Genomic DNA, 14,542 nt, shown 5'->3' on the forward strand with positions numbered 1-14,542 from the left:
ATAAATGGGAATAAATTCCAAAATTAAACGTTTGATAATCTTTAAATTTTTTTATGCAACGCTAGTGTAGTTTCCTAGACAAGAACAAAAGCGGGAAGAGCCTTTTAGAGACGTAATAATTCAGAAAACTTGGCTATCGTTAAAGGGATTCTTAGTAAGCGTACTTTGCTTTCTTAGAGTCCCTTATGCTCTGGAGTGCAAGCCTTAATGGAGAATGCCTTAGTTGCACTTATGTAGAAAGTTTATACTTTCTACCAAAAAGAAAAACAGCCTCTCCTCGGGAGAGACTGTTTATGAGTTATTTTATAACTTTTCGCGAATAAACGTTAAGGCTTCTTCTACGTGATCTTTTACTTTTACTTGGCGAAATTCTTTTTGCAGCTTGCCTTCTTTATTAATAATAAAGGTAGAACGTTCGATTCCATAATATTCTTTACCAAAGTTCTTCTTTAATTTCCATACATCATATGCTTGTGCAACCTTATGTTCTACATCGGCTAACAGGGTGAATGGTAAATCATGTTTGTCAATAAACTTTTGATGGCGTTCAACAGGATCTGGGCTCACTCCAATAATAACTGCGTCTAAATCATTAAAGCTTTCTTGTGCGTCTCGAAAGTCGCAAGCTTCGGTTGTACAACCTGGTGTCATATCTTTTGGATAAAAGTACAGTACAACATGCTTCCCTTTAAAATCGGAAAGACTAACGTTTTCACCATTTTGATTTGGCAGTGTGAAATCTGGTGCTTGTATACCTATTTCAATACTCATCATTAACCCTCCATCAATTTACTGTTATTTCACTATATCATACAGTTCTATATATATCGAAACAACTGATTATTGTTCTCTATCCATTTGTCTAGACTGTACGAGACGTAATACAAAAGCTGTTGGAAGAATATAACCAATTAATGCTTCAATAAGAGCTATAAAACGACCAATACCAATCGGTGTAATATCCCCATATCCAATGGTTAATAAGGTTACACCACTAAAATAAATAGAGTGGATTAGTGATCCCCATACACTAACTTGCCTGAGTTCACCATTTTCCACTAACATAATGTGATGGAAAGATAGAATAAAGTAAATAAGTCCAAACCCTAAAATGACCGTGCTATATATTAGAAGCAATGTATAAAAAATTTCAATAGAAAATTGTCGTCCTCTTAATTCCATTTTCCCACCTCGAATAAACCTAACCAAACTTACTATTAATATGATACAAATAATGGCTAGTGCACCCAAAGAAATTAGATCCATACAATCCCCTGCCTTACTATATAGATATGCTACTTTCAGGGGGAGCTTGTCATTTATTTTTTAAGAGTAATAAGATAGGATAATATTAGTATTGATAAAAGTAATGGTATTAGTTGAAGCAACAATTTTAGGAGGCATTTTTAACTATGGAATTTTCAACGTCTAAAAGCTTACATGAAGAAGCGCTTGAACATATTGTCGGTGGCGTTAATTCCCCGTCCCGTGCATATAAGGCTGTTGGTGGCGGATCACCCGTTTATATGGAACATGCCAAAGGTGCATATTTCTGGGATGTCGATGGTAATAAATATATCGATTATTTAGCAGCGTATGGCCCAATTATTACAGGACATGCTCACCCGCACATCACAGAAGCCATTACAAGAGTTGCAGCAAACGGCGTGTTGTATGGCACACCAACCCGTTATGAGAACACATTTGCAAAAATGTTAAAAACAGCAATACCATCCCTTGAGAAAGTTCGATTCGTTAACTCTGGGACTGAAGCAGTAATGACAACCATTCGTGTTGCGCGCGCTTACACGGGTCGTAATAAAGTTATAAAATTCTCTGGCTGTTATCATGGACATTTCGATGCGGTATTAGTAGAAGCAGGGTCTGGTCCAGCAACGCTTGGAACACCTGATTCAGCTGGAATTCCACGATCTGTTGCTGAAGATGTTATTACCGTACCTTTTAATGATTTGAATGCATTCAAGGAAGCTCTTGACTATTGGGGTGACCAAATCGCCGCAGTCTTAGTAGAACCGATTGTTGGAAACTTCGGTATTGTTGAGCCACATAAGGGATTCTTACAAGCTGTAAATGACTTAACCCATGATGCTGGTGCTTTAGTAATTTATGATGAGGTAATAACAGCATTCCGCTTCACCTATGGCAGTGCACAGCAAGTCTATGGGATTGAACCAGATATGACTGCTATGGGTAAGATAATTGGCGGAGGACTACCAATTGGAGCATATGGTGGACGTAAAGATATTATGGAACAAGTTGCTCCACTTGGACCTGCTTACCAAGCAGGAACAATGGCTGGTAACCCTGCATCAATGGCATCAGGAATAGCTTGTTTGGAAGTTTTACAGCAAGAAGGTGTTTATGAGCACTTAGACGCGTTAGGAAAGCGTTTAGAAACTGGAATCTTAACTCATGCACGTAATACTGGGGTTAGGATTTCTGTAAACCGATTGTGTGGTGCCTTAACCGTCTATTTCGGAGTTGATAAGGTAACCAATTATGCCGAAGCAGAAGCAAGTGATAGTGAGCAATTTGCGCTGTTTTTTAGACTAATGCTCGAACAAAGCGTAAATCTTGCACCATCTAAATATGAAGCTTGGTTTTTAACAACTGAACACACGGAAGTTGATATTGATCAAACACTTGAAGCAGTACAACAAGCCTTCGCAACTATGGCAAAGGGATAATGATTAGAAAACTTGGCTTATCGTTAAAGGGATTCTTAGTAAGCATACTTTGCTTTCTTAGAGTCCCTTATGCTCTGGAGTGCAAGCCTTAATGGGTCAAGTCAAAGTAGCGCCTTGAAAGACACGACAAGCATAAGCAGATCGCGTCTTATGGATGTTCTTTCCACACGAAGTCGAACTGCTTATGTCTCGAGTGTCTAGGCGCTGAAGCTAGACTTGGCTTAAGCAGTCAATAAATTATTCACAGGCTCCTAATTTTAAAATTTCCTAGTCTATAAAAAACTCCCCCGTAAGTAACGGAGGAGAAATCTGAATTATGTCCCTATATATTCAGGGTTATCTAAATTTTGTACTTGATACAGATTATAATAACTTCCTTTTTTTCGCATTAACACATCATGTGAACCCGCTTCTTGAATTTCTCCATTTTCAATCACAACTATTCTGTCTGCATGTGTAATCGTAGCAAGGCGATGGGCAACGATAAACGTCGTGCGATCGGAAGCAAGTTTTTCAACAGCTTCTTGAATAGTATGTTCACTTTCTAAGTCAAGTGCGGATGTTGCTTCATCAAAGATTAGAATAGGTGGATCTTTCAAGAATACTCTCGCAATCGCAACTCGTTGTTTTTGGCCACCTGAGAGTTTAACACCTCTTTCTCCAACCAACGTGTCATAGCCATTTGATAAATCTTTTATAAATCCGTGTGCGTTAGCAGCTTTTGCAGCAGCAACAACTTCTTCGTCAGTTGCATCTGGATTACCCATTCGAATGTTCATTGCAATGGATTCACTAAAGAGTAAGTTATCTTGTAAAACCATGCCGATATTATTACGCAAGGATCGTGCTTTCACATCGCGTATATCGACACCATCTACTTTTATGGCTCCGTTTGTCACGTCATAGAACCTAGGGATTAAGCTGATTAATGTCGATTTCCCACCTCCACTCATTCCGACGAAGGCGATTGTTTCCCCTTTTTTCACATGTAAATCTACATTTTTTAAAACTTCTGCTTCTTCATCTTCATATCTGAATGACACATTTTCCATATCAATCGATCCATTTACACGCTGTAATTCTGTTGCGTTTTCCTTGTCGACAATATCATATTTTTCATTCATCAATTCAAACACACGATCTATCGAAGCTATTGATTGTGTTAAGACAGTAGATGCATTGACAAGACGTCTTAATGGACTGTATACACGTTCCATATAACCAACAAATGCGACCATTGTTCCCATTGATAAATTACCATTAATCACCTGATAACCAGCAAACGCGATAACTAGTAATGGAGCTAAGTCTGTAACAGTGTTCATGACTGCAAACGTCTTCGCATTCCAATTCGTATGGTTTAATGCTTTTTTTAGGAAATTTTCGTTACGTGCGTCAAATTGACCTTGTTCATAATCTTCAAGCGCAAAGCTACGTGTTACCGGAACACCTTGAACACGCTCATGAAGATGACCTTGCACCTCAGCAAGTGCTTGTGATCGTTCTCTTGTTAGGCTCCTTAGCTTCGCATAAAAGTATTTCACCGAGAACCCGTATATCGGGAATAAAATAATAGCTGCAATCGTCAGCCAGACATCCATTGTTAACATAATTATAATTGCAATAAGAATCGTAATTAAATCTAACCATATATTCATTAAACCCGTTATGACAAAAGTTTTCGTTTGTTCGACATCATGTATTACCCGGGAAATAATTTCGCCGGTTTTTGTCTGTGAATAAAATTTAAGACTGAGCTTTTGAATATGATCAAATAACCTATCTCTTATATCGTAAAGGATTTTGTTACCAACCCATTGCGCAAGATATTGTCGAATATATTCAATTGGTGGACGAAGCACAAGAAAGATGACAAAAGCTCCACCCATCAGCCACAATAATTGACTGGTCTTCTCCGCTTGTGTCATATCTTCAGCATCGATGATGTCATCAATTACATATTTTAAAATTAACGGCATTAATAATGGGATAGCGAATTTAACAATTCCGATTAGAATAGTCCATACTATTTTCCATTTGTATGGTTTTACAAATTCCATATATTGTTTCGTGCTGCTCATACGTATTTCTCCTATCATTAGAAAAACTTGGCTTTCACCAAGCGGTTTTAAATGTCTTTATTAGTATAACCTATGATTAGAAAAATCGGCTTATCGTTAAAAGAATTCTTAGTAAGCGTACTTTGTTTTCTTAGAATCCCTTATGCTCTTTAGTGCAAGCCTTAATTGCACTTATGTAGATAAGAAAGTTTTATGCTTTCCTATCTACAACAAGAATTTCCTTTTCATTTACCTATATGTTAAAAAACGTTCATACCATTGATCGATAAATTCTGGTGAAAAGGGACCTTTTCGTTGTCGAATCCAACTTAATAAATATTCTAAATTATGGTGAAGGATGCGATCTAACACGTTTGGATAATCCATTTGTTTTGAGTGTTCGGCATATTCATCTTCATCTAATAGATCATACGTCATATCTGGGTACACTTTAACATCTAAATCATAATCAATATATTTTAATGCTTCATCATCATATATAAATGGTGAACTGATATTACAATAATAATAGATTCCATCTCTTCGTATCATACCTATGATATTAAACCAATATTGAGAATGAAAATAACATATAGCAGGCTCTCTTGTTTTCCACGTTCGACCATCACTCTCAATAACCTGTGTCTTATCATTGGCTCCAATAATTTCTGTTTCAGTACCTTTTAAAACAAGGCTACTTTCCCAGATGCGATGAAGTTGTCCATTATGCTTATAGCTTTTAATTTCAATTTTTGAACCCGCTTGTGGACTAACCATTGAACCTTCCTTTCCACACCCTATCATCGGTCAATCTTTCATTTATTATAAAGCGACTGAAATGAAATATAAAGTATTATGACCGAACCAACAGATAACAAAAGCGCAAGTGCCCTTACAGGCTATGTTCACCACGTCCTCGAAAAAGAAGTTCGTTTTTTATTCGTGCGATGTTTCGCTGTCGTAGCTGGACGCGGTTTATACAGTTAATGAACTATCCACATGCTCCAAATTTTATGATTTCCTAAGCTAGAACAAAAGCGTAAGCGCCCGTTTAGCGACGTATGGGCTGCGCCCGCGCATCGAGGGTGGGTCGAAGTTGCCGCGCAAAGCGGCGAAGTTAGTCGATCTTCCAAATCCGCATGAGATAAAGGAAACACGAAGAGCGTAAGCGATTCGATGTTGACTTATCGTAAGGAGGATCAGGAAGCCCAATAGTCGCTGGGCGCTGGCCGATGAAAACGCCATGTCCTGTGGCGTCATCGGCACTAGTACGTCCTGTACGTCGGAGCTGGACGTGGCTTAAATAGTTAATATTTATCCACATGCTCCAAATTTTATGATTTCCTAAGCTACAAAAAAAGAGCTCCCTTTAAAGAAAGGAAACTCTTTTTACGTCTAAAATTTGGGGGTAGGTACTTATTTCTTGTTTTGTTGAGATTGTTGATTTTTCTTTCTAACTTCTTGTGCGTTTGTTTCTGATGCAAATTCAGTACCAAATTGACCTTGGCCTGGTTGTTGCTGTGGTTGCTGTTGACCTTGCTGAGCTGCTTTTTGATTTTGTTGTTTGACATGCTGAACGTTAGTACCAGCATTCGTTTTATTAGGGTTTTTAGCCATCAATATCACCTCCGCAATAATTATTTTGACCAATATATATAGAGTTATCCTAAAAAAATTAAGTTAAATTTTTCATTGATTGTAAAAATATGGAGCCTCAGAATAAGATACACCCTTTTTACATACATTAAGAAAGCTATACTATTGGACATGCTTAATGGAGGAATTATTTATGACTAGGGATTTTACTGAACTATCCATGACAAGCAAAACAGAATGGAACAATGAAGAATTACATTATTTTCAACATGCATTGTCACAGTTATTACCATATGTGAATTCAGAAGGTTTAACTATATTACAGGAAATTAATGAAGAGATGAAAAACAGATTGTGAATTTAATTTGTGGGCTTAAACCTTCATTATATTCATTACAGAAGGTTACCAAATTAATTTGGTAACCTTCTATCACAAAATTGATATTTCAACCTATATATTTCATCATTTTTTGATGAGATACTGGAAAAGGGAATGTATCCATGGTTTCCTGATCAACCATTTTAAGACGATCATCATTTACTTCCTGCTGATTTGTTCTTGCTTCATAAATTTCAAGCTGCCAAATTATGTGCGAAAATACATGTTTTAAGTTTCCTTGTTTACGATTCAGCGTTATTGAAACACCATATTCACTTTCAAACCAATTTTCTAGGTGGTCCATGCCAATTTCGTTAATCGGTACCATCGGGAATTGCCAAAGGTTAGCTAATAGTCCTTTTTCTGAACGTTTCTCTATGATGTATTGATTATGATTATTACAAATTAACAATGCAACGTAAGGAACCGTCTTTTGTTTTTTACTTTTCGATTTTATAGGTAGTTCTTCCTCAATTCCTTCAGCAAACGCTTTACAATACTCCTGAACCGGACAAAGCATACACGATGGGGATTTCGGAGTACAAACCAATGCACCAAGTTCCATAATACCTTGATTAAATGAAGAAGGATCCTCTTTTGATATGAGCTCCTTAACATAAGACTCGAATAGTTTTTTAACACGTGGAATGGCTATATCTTCTTCTATTTTTAATACTCTGGAGAGAACTCGCATCACATTCCCGTCTACTGCCGGTTCTGGTTGGTTAAATGCAATAGATAGGATGGCACCTTTCGTGTATGGACCCACACCTTTTAAAGCACCTAACTGATCTGGGCTTGATGGAATTTCTCCATTGTAAGTCGCAACAACTTCTCTTACTGCGTTTTGTAAGTTACGTGCACGGGAATAGTATCCTAAACCCTCCCATACTTTTAATACCTCCTGTTCATTGGCATCGGCTAGATCATAAACAGTAGGAAACTGGTTCATAAACCGTTCAAAGTATGGGACAACTGTATCAACTTTTGTTTGTTGGAGCATAATTTCGGAGACCCAAATTTTATATGGATCCTGGTCTTTTCGCCAAGGCAGGTTTCGTTTACTTGTCTCATACCACCTTAATAAATCCTGTTGGAATGCACTTATGTTAAATTGTTGTAACATTGTTTGTCACTTCCTTTATGGTACAATAATAATAGAAGAATAGTTTCTATTTAAGCTTTAGTAAAGTACTACAGTACATATTTTTATAAAAATAAAATATCAGATATGTCCAAGGAGGACTTTCTTTATGGATACTGGAACCCATATTGTTATGGGCGTTGCATTAGGAGGGTTAGCAACACTTGATCCCGTCGTGCATAATGACCCTACACTTTTTAATGCTGTGTTAGTTGGAACAATTGTAGGTTCCCATGCGCCTGATTTTGACACCGTGCTAAAACTTAAAAATAATGCAACGTATATAAGACACCACCGGGGAGCAACACATTCTGTTCCAGCCATATTAATGTGGGGAGTCATCATTGCGGGAATTATTCATACTATCGTTCCCCATGTCAACTTTCTACATCTATGGGCCTGGACATTTCTAGCTGTGATTATTCACGTATTTGTAGATATATTTAACGCATATGGCACACAAGCATATCGCCCATTTACCAATAGGTGGGTTGCCCATGGATTTATAAACACCTTTGATCCGTATATCTTTATGTTACATGTCGCAGGAATAATTGCTTGGGTACTAGGAGCAAACCCTGGTTATACATGGTTAAGTATATATACTGTAATCGTGCTATATTATATCAAGCGGTATATTGATAAAAGAGAAATCGTCAAAAAGATACATGATTATTTTCCAAATACCGAAGAAATTGCTACATCCCCTACCATTAAGCAAAATACATGGCGAGTTGCAATTACAACATCATCAAATTTCTATGTAGGATCTGTCGAAAATGGGCATATCGAAATCGTTGATGAATTTGAAAAAGTACCATTACCTAATAATGAACTAATGAACCTTGCAGTACAGGACAGTAATATTTCAGCATTTCTATCGTTCTCACCGGTATACCGCTGGGAAATGAACTATTATGATGATTTTACTGAAGTTCGATTTATTGATTTACGCTATCGTTCAAAAGAGTATTATCCATTCGTTGCAGTCGTGCAAATTGATGACAATATGCGAATTATGAGTTCCTACACTGGGTGGATATTCTCCGAACAAAAATTACAAAGTAAATTATTCATAGGTGATAATCCAGTATAAAGCAGGTCTTAATTAGACCTGCTTTTATCAGTTATTAGTCTAATTTTTTACCTAATAGCGAGATTGGTATGGCCACTTCTTTTTCGTATATTTCATCTAATAAGTTGACCCGATGTCCCCAGGCGAATACTCCATTTATATAGTTAACTTTATACGTATGACCTGGATCACCATTCAATTCATACCTCTCACCAGCTTTAAAATCCTCTGGGTTTAAAGTATATGCCAGAGCTACCTGCATTTTACGCTCGTTAATTGCCACTTCACTAACATTACCAAGCTGCTCTGCTTTTTGTACTTTTTCTTTTAATTTGCCAATTTCTGTACGTAGTTGTTCTATTGTATAATCACTATATCGATAATCCATTTTTACATATCTCCCTTCTTTATCATTTTACATTTTACCAAGACTCTAAGACAATAGAAATGAATATGAAGTAAATAAACATTTACTGGGAGGAAATATCGATGCCGAATGTTGCAATTACTGGAGCTGGAAGCGGTCTGGGTCGAGAACTAGCTCTTTATTACGCAAAAAATGACTACACTGTTTTTTTACTAGGACGAACCGATACAAAACTACATATCGTACAAAATGAAATTCTTGAAAATGGCGGGAACGCCGAAGTTGTTTTATGCGATGTTCGTGAATATGCATCTGTTAGTATCGCATTTCAGCAAATCGGACAATTAGATGTACTTATTAATAATGCTGGAATTGGTATTTTTGGTCCAGTTGAAGATTATACCATAGATGAAATTGAAGATACGTTAAACACTAATGTTAAAGGGGCAATTCTCACTGTTCAATCCGCGTTACCTTTAATTCGTGCTAGTAATGGACGGATTTTAACCATTATTTCAACTGCAGGTCTACGTGGAAAAGTAAATGAATCCATTTATTGTGCAAGTAAATTTGCTGTTAAAGGATTTACCGAAAGCCTGCAAAAAGAATGGGAAGATGCTTCGTTTACCATTACCTCGGTTTATATGGGTGGAATGAACACTCCATTTTGGGAAAACTCTACTCATGTGAATGATCCATCCCGTTTAAAGGGTCCTAAAGAAGTAGCTGCACAAATTTATCAGGAGGATGACGGAAGAAAGGAAATTCTTATCGATAAATAGATAAGAGCAAAAAATCTCGAAGCACCCTTACAGGCTAAGTTCGCCACGTCCTCGAAAAAGAAGTTTGCTTTTTCTCTGTTATAGCGTACGTCGAAGCTGGACATGGCTTTCACAGTAAATGAATTATCCAATGCTCCAGATTTTATAACTTCCTGGTGTATAAAAGTTACTCGACTACTTCTTGGAAGTGGTCGAGTTAACATTAGTTACTTTCATTAATGCTTTCGTCTAAAAACGTATTGATTAGATCAATGGAAAATCCTTTTTTATACAACGCTTCTTTCATTTTATTTCGTAATGAGAAGCCTGAAAATTTCCTTTCATGCTTACGGAGTAATTTCTCACCATGGTGCTGTATGGCAGTCCATTGGGCATCGTCATCTTTTTCGTCTTTCATATCTGCAAGTACTTCTTTAATAACATCTTGTGAAAAGCCTTTTTGCATTAAAGTCGCTTGCAAACTTTGGAGTAGCTGTTTGTATGAATGTTTTGATTGCTGTTGCAGCTTCTTGCTTGTCCATTTTTGGGCCTTCTCAAATTGTAGATCAAAAGAATACTTTTCAACTGCTTGGTCGGCAATTTGAGCGGTCACACCTTTTTCCATAAGTTCTTTCTTTACAAGTCTTGGACCTTTATTTGATGTATGAATACGAGTTTCAACAAATGCCTCAGCAAATTGCGTATCATCAATTAGGTTTTCAGCATGAAGCTTATCCATGATTTTAGTTATATGTTCTTCATCTACCTCTTTTTTTGTTAGATAATCATAAATTTCCTTTTTAGTACGCATACGATAGCTTAAATAGTTAATCGCAAGGGTATATGACTTATGTAGTGTGTCTTTTTGGATTAGTGTCGTAACCATGGAGTCGTCTAACTCAAGACCTTTTCTAAGTTTGTATTCAATCAATACAGATTCATCTACACTAAAACCATATTTCTCACCATGTCCATCATCCAAGAAGATATTGTACCGATTCTTACGTTTTTTCTGTGTAGTGATCCGAGCAATTTCTGTCAAAAGTATTCACCCCTTTCATTAAATAATAACAAAACTAAAGCAAAAGTGCCCGTATAGTGACGTATGGACTATGCCCGCGCATCGCCGGTGATTTTTAGCTTGGACACTACAGTAAGAATCGAATAGTAACATATAATAGTAATACTAATACTTATTATTGGAGTGTGTCATATGAATATTTTAATTACTGGTGGAACTGGGTTTGTTGGTACAAACCTTTCAAAGGCATTAGTAGAAAAAGGTCATCTGGTCTACATAATTACTAGAACACCCGACAGACACCCAAACACAGACAAGATCACTTTCATAAATTATGATGATGATACAGCTAATCTTCCTGTTATTCATGCGGTGATTAACCTTGCAGGTGAATCACTGTTTGGCTATTGGACCAAAAAGAAAAAGGAAGCCATTTTATCAAGCAGAATAGAAGCTACTGAGTCAGTCATGGAGTTTATAAAAAAGTTGGAGAAAAAACCTACTGTCTTCATAAGTGGCTCAGCTATTGGATATTACGGAACTTCACAGGATTTAATTTTCACAGAGGATACAACACAGCCTGGAGATGATTTTCTGGCAAGCGTCACAAAAAAATGGGAACAAACAGCTAAACAAGCCGAAGAATTAGATATCCGTACCGTTTATACTAGGTTCGGGGTTATATTAGGTGATGAAGGGGCATTGCCCTACATGAGTCTACCTGTGAAAATGTTTGCTGGCGGAAAAATAGGTAATGGTGAGCAATGGATATCTTGGGTGCATATTGATGATGTAGTAAACATGATTTTATTTTGCTTATTTAATGAACACATAAAAGGGCCTGTAAATGTCACTTCCCCCAATCCAAAGCGAAACAAAGACTTTACTAAAATTTTGGCAACTGTTCTAAAACGACCCTATTGGTTTCCCGCTCCATCTCCAATTATACGTACAGTAATTGGTGAAATGAGTCATTTAATTACGAAGGGACAATATGTTTTACCTAAAAAAACCCAGGATCAAAATTATCAATTTAAGTACCCATATCTAGAAGAAGCATTACGTGAAATATATCATTAAAGCACCCTGAAAAATTTGTCACATATTTTGTTTAAAAAAAGATTTTCTTTTCGTGAAAAAATGTGTAAAATTAGATTACCAAAAAGGTATGTTTTAGGGAAGGCAAATGGTGCGCCACCAGTTATTAGAACTGGTTCTAATGGGTTCGATTCCCATCCCGAATTTTTGTTGAACGTTAACTAAAAATTCGCGGGTGGGGCCTTACTGGATTTCCTTATGGATGTAACTACCCCCCCTGCAATAATAGGAGGGGCTTTTTTATGCTAAAAAACCGTGAGTTACATGAGGTTCCTGTGTTATTTGATTTTTTATCACATCCAGATGTCTTTCCATATGTAAGACAAAAAGCAGATACTAGTGATGGCTATTATTTTGTGACGAAGCAAACGATTGAAGCAGAAGAAAATGGTGAACTAATTTCTAGGACGATTCTTGATGAATATCATCAACCTATTGGCACGATTAATTTATTTGATATTCATAACCAGCACGGTTTTTTGGCAACATGGATCGGACATCCATACTTCGGAAAAGGGTACAATAAACTCGCCAAAGAGCTGTTCTTTGAGGAATTGTTTTATAGGATTGGTGTAAAAGCTGTATTTATGAAAATACGTAAGAAAAACATGCGGTCCCTTAAAGCAGTTTTGAAGCTACCTTATGCTAATCTAGGAAATAGTCTTTATCCAGAAGTTTACGAGAAAATTAATGGATCTGAGGATATATATGATCTTTTTGTAATTTCAAAAGAACAATATGCAGCTTATACACAGTTTACATTAGCCGATGATGTTGGTAGTGGCGAAGAAGTTTCATAGTATATTTTTTTCATGTTAGGACATCCTAAGAAACAAAGTGAGGGATCTTTTATGAAAAAGAAATCAAGTCACGAACAGCGCGAAAAGTTTTTATCTAAGACACAAGAGGTACTTTATCAGAGAGAATTTAAACATGCTGATAAGGTATATAAACAACTTTCCCAACGAGGAAATCGAAGCTAATCACTTCGGTTTCTTCTTTTTTAGTATAACTTGGAAAACAGTTTATGATTACTACAACCAGTTCTGATAGCGAAACATCGCATGGAAGAAAAGTTTTTTCCCTTTTCAAGGCACCCAAGAGATAATCAGTTCGACTCCGTGTGGTAAAAGCATCCACACTACACGATCCGCTTATGCTTGTCGTGTCTTTCAAGATGCTTCTAGTTTTTGTTCTCGTTTATCCACATTATATAAACATGCTGTTAATAACTTGTATAAATAGCGATCTATAAAGGGGGGTTATACACACCCTAATTGTGCATAACTTCTGCTTCGAATGTGGATAGTGTGGATTGTGGCATTGATGTTTGTGTGTAAGTGGATTTATATGTTGATAACTCTGTGGATACATTAATCACACTGTCTTAGTTTTATCCTCCAATTCCATCCTTGTTAGTAAAACCTTATTAGCCTTTTGCATTGTGTCCTTCTTTCGATCACCAAACCCGTATCCAACCATAATGTTTGCTACTTCAAATAATAATACAGCTTGCCAAATGGCAGCTTTTTTTATATTCCACAAATAAATTACAACAGTATTATTATCCATTATTTCTATTTCAAATTCTTCATCACTATACACAGCCTGTAATATATTACACTTGGTTAGGCTTGTAATCGTTGTGTGGTATAAAATTAAACACCCCATCATAGTAGGTCTGCTCCTCAAATTGTTCTTTTAAAGAACATTATAATATATGTTCCAAAACAGAACAAAGAAGTGGCATTTCTTTCCTCTTAATCATGATAGGATTAATGGTAATTCATAAGGAACAAATATTCCAAATCCAATTTCTAAGAGTGTGATAATCATGAGTATGGAGACGATTGCGTATAATATTAAATTTTTCCGTGACCAACATGGATGGACACAGCATGAACTCTCAGAAAAGCTAATGACATCACGTTCGGTTATAGCAAAATGGGAAAATAATGTGGCAGTCCCAGATGTAGCTTCATTAATTAAACTGAGTAGCGTATTCGATGTCTCGCTCGACCACATTGTAGGAAATCTTTCTTTTCGTGATGATCTTCTAAAAGATTTCAAACGAATCTACAGCTCAAAATCAACTTCATTCGATGAAGAAGTAGTAGAATTAGTGGAGTACTTAATGATTCATTCCTCTTTAAAGGATCAGCTATTTCGTTTAAAATCAATACCAATTAAGAAACAAGAATCACTTATCCACATGTTTAAAAATCTGATAGACCAAGTAGAAAAACTATAACTTCATCAAATCTATACAAATAAAAACGCAAGCACCCGTATAGCGGCATATAGGCTTGGACGTGGCTTACACAGTTAGTAAA

Annotated in this window: 17 protein-coding genes; 8 read left to right on the top strand and 9 right to left on the bottom strand. The window is 36.5% G+C overall.

Annotated features, from left to right (window positions below; translation table 11 throughout):
• Positions 1–303 precede the first annotated feature (303 nt).
• Complete coding sequence (gene bcp / locus ACFQ3N_RS16940; protein WP_390363789.1) at positions 304–771, bottom strand: thioredoxin-dependent thiol peroxidase; 468 nt, start codon at positions 769–771, stop codon at positions 304–306.
• A gap of 69 nt (positions 772–840) precedes the next feature.
• Positions 841–1,266, bottom strand: coding sequence for a potassium channel family protein (locus ACFQ3N_RS16945; RefSeq protein WP_390363791.1), 426 nt, complete (start codon positions 1,264–1,266; stop codon positions 841–843).
• Between the two features lie 146 nt (positions 1,267–1,412).
• Here ACFQ3N_RS16945 and ACFQ3N_RS16950 point away from each other — a divergent pair, with 146 nt between their 5' ends.
• Complete coding sequence (locus tag ACFQ3N_RS16950; RefSeq protein ID WP_390363794.1) at positions 1,413–2,708, top strand: glutamate-1-semialdehyde 2,1-aminomutase; 1,296 nt, start codon at positions 1,413–1,415, stop codon at positions 2,706–2,708.
• 314 nt (positions 2,709–3,022) lie between these two features.
• On the opposite strand, the gene ACFQ3N_RS16955 is transcribed toward ACFQ3N_RS16950, so the two are convergent.
• The 3 genes from ACFQ3N_RS16955 to ACFQ3N_RS16965 all read right to left on the bottom strand — a co-directional run bounded on the left by ACFQ3N_RS16955 (position 3,023) and on the right by ACFQ3N_RS16965 (position 6,385).
• A complete protein-coding gene (locus ACFQ3N_RS16955) occupies positions 3,023–4,789 on the bottom strand; it encodes an ABC transporter ATP-binding protein (protein WP_390363796.1) in 1,767 nt (588 codons plus the stop codon).
• A gap of 228 nt (positions 4,790–5,017) precedes the next feature.
• On the bottom strand, positions 5,018–5,545 hold the full coding sequence (gene ntdP / locus ACFQ3N_RS16960; RefSeq protein WP_390363798.1) for a nucleoside tri-diphosphate phosphatase: 528 nt from the start codon (positions 5,543–5,545) through the stop codon (positions 5,018–5,020).
• Positions 5,546–6,184: 639 nt separating this feature from the next.
• The gene (locus tag ACFQ3N_RS16965; RefSeq protein ID WP_390363800.1) at positions 6,185–6,385 is read right to left on the bottom strand and encodes a gamma-type small acid-soluble spore protein; all 201 of its coding nucleotides are present in this window, start codon (positions 6,383–6,385) and stop codon (positions 6,185–6,187) included.
• Between the two features lie 172 nt (positions 6,386–6,557).
• On the opposite strand from ACFQ3N_RS16965, the gene ACFQ3N_RS16970 reads away from it, so the two are divergent.
• Positions 6,558–6,722: a hypothetical protein gene (locus tag ACFQ3N_RS16970; protein WP_390363802.1), complete on the top strand. Its 165-nt coding sequence runs from the start codon at positions 6,558–6,560 to the stop codon at positions 6,720–6,722.
• A gap of 88 nt (positions 6,723–6,810) precedes the next feature.
• On the opposite strand, the gene mutY is transcribed toward ACFQ3N_RS16970, so the two are convergent.
• Positions 6,811–7,869 carry an A/G-specific adenine glycosylase gene (gene mutY / locus ACFQ3N_RS16975; protein ID WP_390363804.1) on the bottom strand — a complete coding sequence of 353 codons (1,059 nt, stop codon included), beginning with the start codon at positions 7,867–7,869 and terminating at the stop codon, positions 6,811–6,813.
• Between the two features lie 127 nt (positions 7,870–7,996).
• Here mutY and ACFQ3N_RS16980 point away from each other — a divergent pair, with 127 nt between their 5' ends.
• A complete protein-coding gene (locus ACFQ3N_RS16980) occupies positions 7,997–8,983 on the top strand; it encodes a metal-dependent hydrolase (RefSeq protein WP_390363805.1) in 987 nt (328 codons plus the stop codon).
• A 34-nt stretch (positions 8,984–9,017) separates the two neighbouring features.
• Here ACFQ3N_RS16980 and ACFQ3N_RS16985 read toward each other — a convergent pair whose 3' ends face one another.
• On the bottom strand, positions 9,018–9,350 hold the full coding sequence (locus ACFQ3N_RS16985; protein WP_390363807.1) for a YfhH family protein: 333 nt from the start codon (positions 9,348–9,350) through the stop codon (positions 9,018–9,020).
• A 101-nt stretch (positions 9,351–9,451) separates the two neighbouring features.
• On the opposite strand from ACFQ3N_RS16985, the gene ACFQ3N_RS16990 reads away from it, so the two are divergent.
• Complete coding sequence (locus ACFQ3N_RS16990) at positions 9,452–10,111, top strand: SDR family NAD(P)-dependent oxidoreductase (protein WP_390363809.1); 660 nt, start codon at positions 9,452–9,454, stop codon at positions 10,109–10,111.
• A gap of 202 nt (positions 10,112–10,313) precedes the next feature.
• Here ACFQ3N_RS16990 and recX read toward each other — a convergent pair whose 3' ends face one another.
• Positions 10,314–11,132 (bottom strand): recombination regulator RecX, encoded by an 819-nt coding sequence (gene recX / locus ACFQ3N_RS16995; protein WP_390363811.1) that lies wholly within the window; start codon positions 11,130–11,132, stop codon positions 10,314–10,316.
• A gap of 171 nt (positions 11,133–11,303) precedes the next feature.
• On the opposite strand from recX, the gene ACFQ3N_RS17000 reads away from it, so the two are divergent.
• The 3 genes from ACFQ3N_RS17000 (at position 11,304) to ACFQ3N_RS17010 (ending at position 13,192) form a co-directional block, all read left to right on the top strand.
• A complete protein-coding gene (locus ACFQ3N_RS17000) occupies positions 11,304–12,191 on the top strand; it encodes a TIGR01777 family oxidoreductase (protein WP_390363813.1) in 888 nt (295 codons plus the stop codon).
• Between the two features lie 260 nt (positions 12,192–12,451).
• Complete coding sequence (locus ACFQ3N_RS17005; RefSeq protein WP_390363815.1) at positions 12,452–13,009, top strand: GNAT family N-acetyltransferase; 558 nt, start codon at positions 12,452–12,454, stop codon at positions 13,007–13,009.
• Between the two features lie 51 nt (positions 13,010–13,060).
• Positions 13,061–13,192 (top strand): YfhE family protein, encoded by a 132-nt coding sequence (locus tag ACFQ3N_RS17010; RefSeq protein WP_390363817.1) that lies wholly within the window; start codon positions 13,061–13,063, stop codon positions 13,190–13,192.
• 394 nt (positions 13,193–13,586) lie between these two features.
• On the opposite strand, the gene ACFQ3N_RS17015 is transcribed toward ACFQ3N_RS17010, so the two are convergent.
• The gene (locus tag ACFQ3N_RS17015) at positions 13,587–13,883 is read right to left on the bottom strand and encodes a hypothetical protein (RefSeq protein WP_390363818.1); all 297 of its coding nucleotides are present in this window, start codon (positions 13,881–13,883) and stop codon (positions 13,587–13,589) included.
• A gap of 160 nt (positions 13,884–14,043) precedes the next feature.
• Here ACFQ3N_RS17015 and ACFQ3N_RS17020 point away from each other — a divergent pair, with 160 nt between their 5' ends.
• A complete protein-coding gene (locus ACFQ3N_RS17020; protein WP_390363820.1) occupies positions 14,044–14,460 on the top strand; it encodes a helix-turn-helix domain-containing protein in 417 nt (138 codons plus the stop codon).
• Positions 14,461–14,542: the final 82 nt, after the last annotated feature.

This window comes from Virgibacillus byunsanensis (assembly GCF_042675965.1).
GTDB lineage: Bacteria > Bacillota > Bacilli > Bacillales > Amphibacillaceae > Virgibacillus_R > Virgibacillus_R byunsanensis.

Excerpts from the sequence above, each read along its gene's own strand:
- bcp (WP_390363789.1), bottom strand. The coding sequence starts at position 771 with ATGAGTATTGAAATAGGTATACAAGCACCAGATTTCACACTGCCAAAT.
- ACFQ3N_RS16945 (WP_390363791.1), bottom strand. The coding sequence starts at position 1,266 with ATGGATCTAATTTCTTTGGGTGCACTAGCCATTATTTGTATCATATTA.
- ACFQ3N_RS16950 (WP_390363794.1), top strand. The coding sequence starts at position 1,413 with ATGGAATTTTCAACGTCTAAAAGCTTACATGAAGAAGCGCTTGAACAT.
- ACFQ3N_RS16955 (WP_390363796.1), bottom strand. The coding sequence starts at position 4,789 with ATGAGCAGCACGAAACAATATATGGAATTTGTAAAACCATACAAATGG.
- ntdP (WP_390363798.1), bottom strand. The coding sequence starts at position 5,545 with ATGGTTAGTCCACAAGCGGGTTCAAAAATTGAAATTAAAAGCTATAAG.
- ACFQ3N_RS16965 (WP_390363800.1), bottom strand. The coding sequence starts at position 6,385 with ATGGCTAAAAACCCTAATAAAACGAATGCTGGTACTAACGTTCAGCAT.
- ACFQ3N_RS16970 (WP_390363802.1), top strand. The coding sequence starts at position 6,558 with ATGACTAGGGATTTTACTGAACTATCCATGACAAGCAAAACAGAATGG.
- mutY (WP_390363804.1), bottom strand. The coding sequence starts at position 7,869 with ATGTTACAACAATTTAACATAAGTGCATTCCAACAGGATTTATTAAGG.
- ACFQ3N_RS16980 (WP_390363805.1), top strand. The coding sequence starts at position 7,997 with ATGGATACTGGAACCCATATTGTTATGGGCGTTGCATTAGGAGGGTTA.
- ACFQ3N_RS16985 (WP_390363807.1), bottom strand. The coding sequence starts at position 9,350 with ATGGATTATCGATATAGTGATTATACAATAGAACAACTACGTACAGAA.
- ACFQ3N_RS16990 (WP_390363809.1), top strand. The coding sequence starts at position 9,452 with ATGCCGAATGTTGCAATTACTGGAGCTGGAAGCGGTCTGGGTCGAGAA.
- ACFQ3N_RS17000 (WP_390363813.1), top strand. The coding sequence starts at position 11,304 with ATGAATATTTTAATTACTGGTGGAACTGGGTTTGTTGGTACAAACCTT.
- ACFQ3N_RS17005 (WP_390363815.1), top strand. The coding sequence starts at position 12,452 with ATGCTAAAAAACCGTGAGTTACATGAGGTTCCTGTGTTATTTGATTTT.
- ACFQ3N_RS17010 (WP_390363817.1), top strand. The coding sequence starts at position 13,061 with ATGAAAAAGAAATCAAGTCACGAACAGCGCGAAAAGTTTTTATCTAAG.
- ACFQ3N_RS17015 (WP_390363818.1), bottom strand. The coding sequence starts at position 13,883 with ATGATGGGGTGTTTAATTTTATACCACACAACGATTACAAGCCTAACC.
- ACFQ3N_RS17020 (WP_390363820.1), top strand. The coding sequence starts at position 14,044 with ATGAGTATGGAGACGATTGCGTATAATATTAAATTTTTCCGTGACCAA.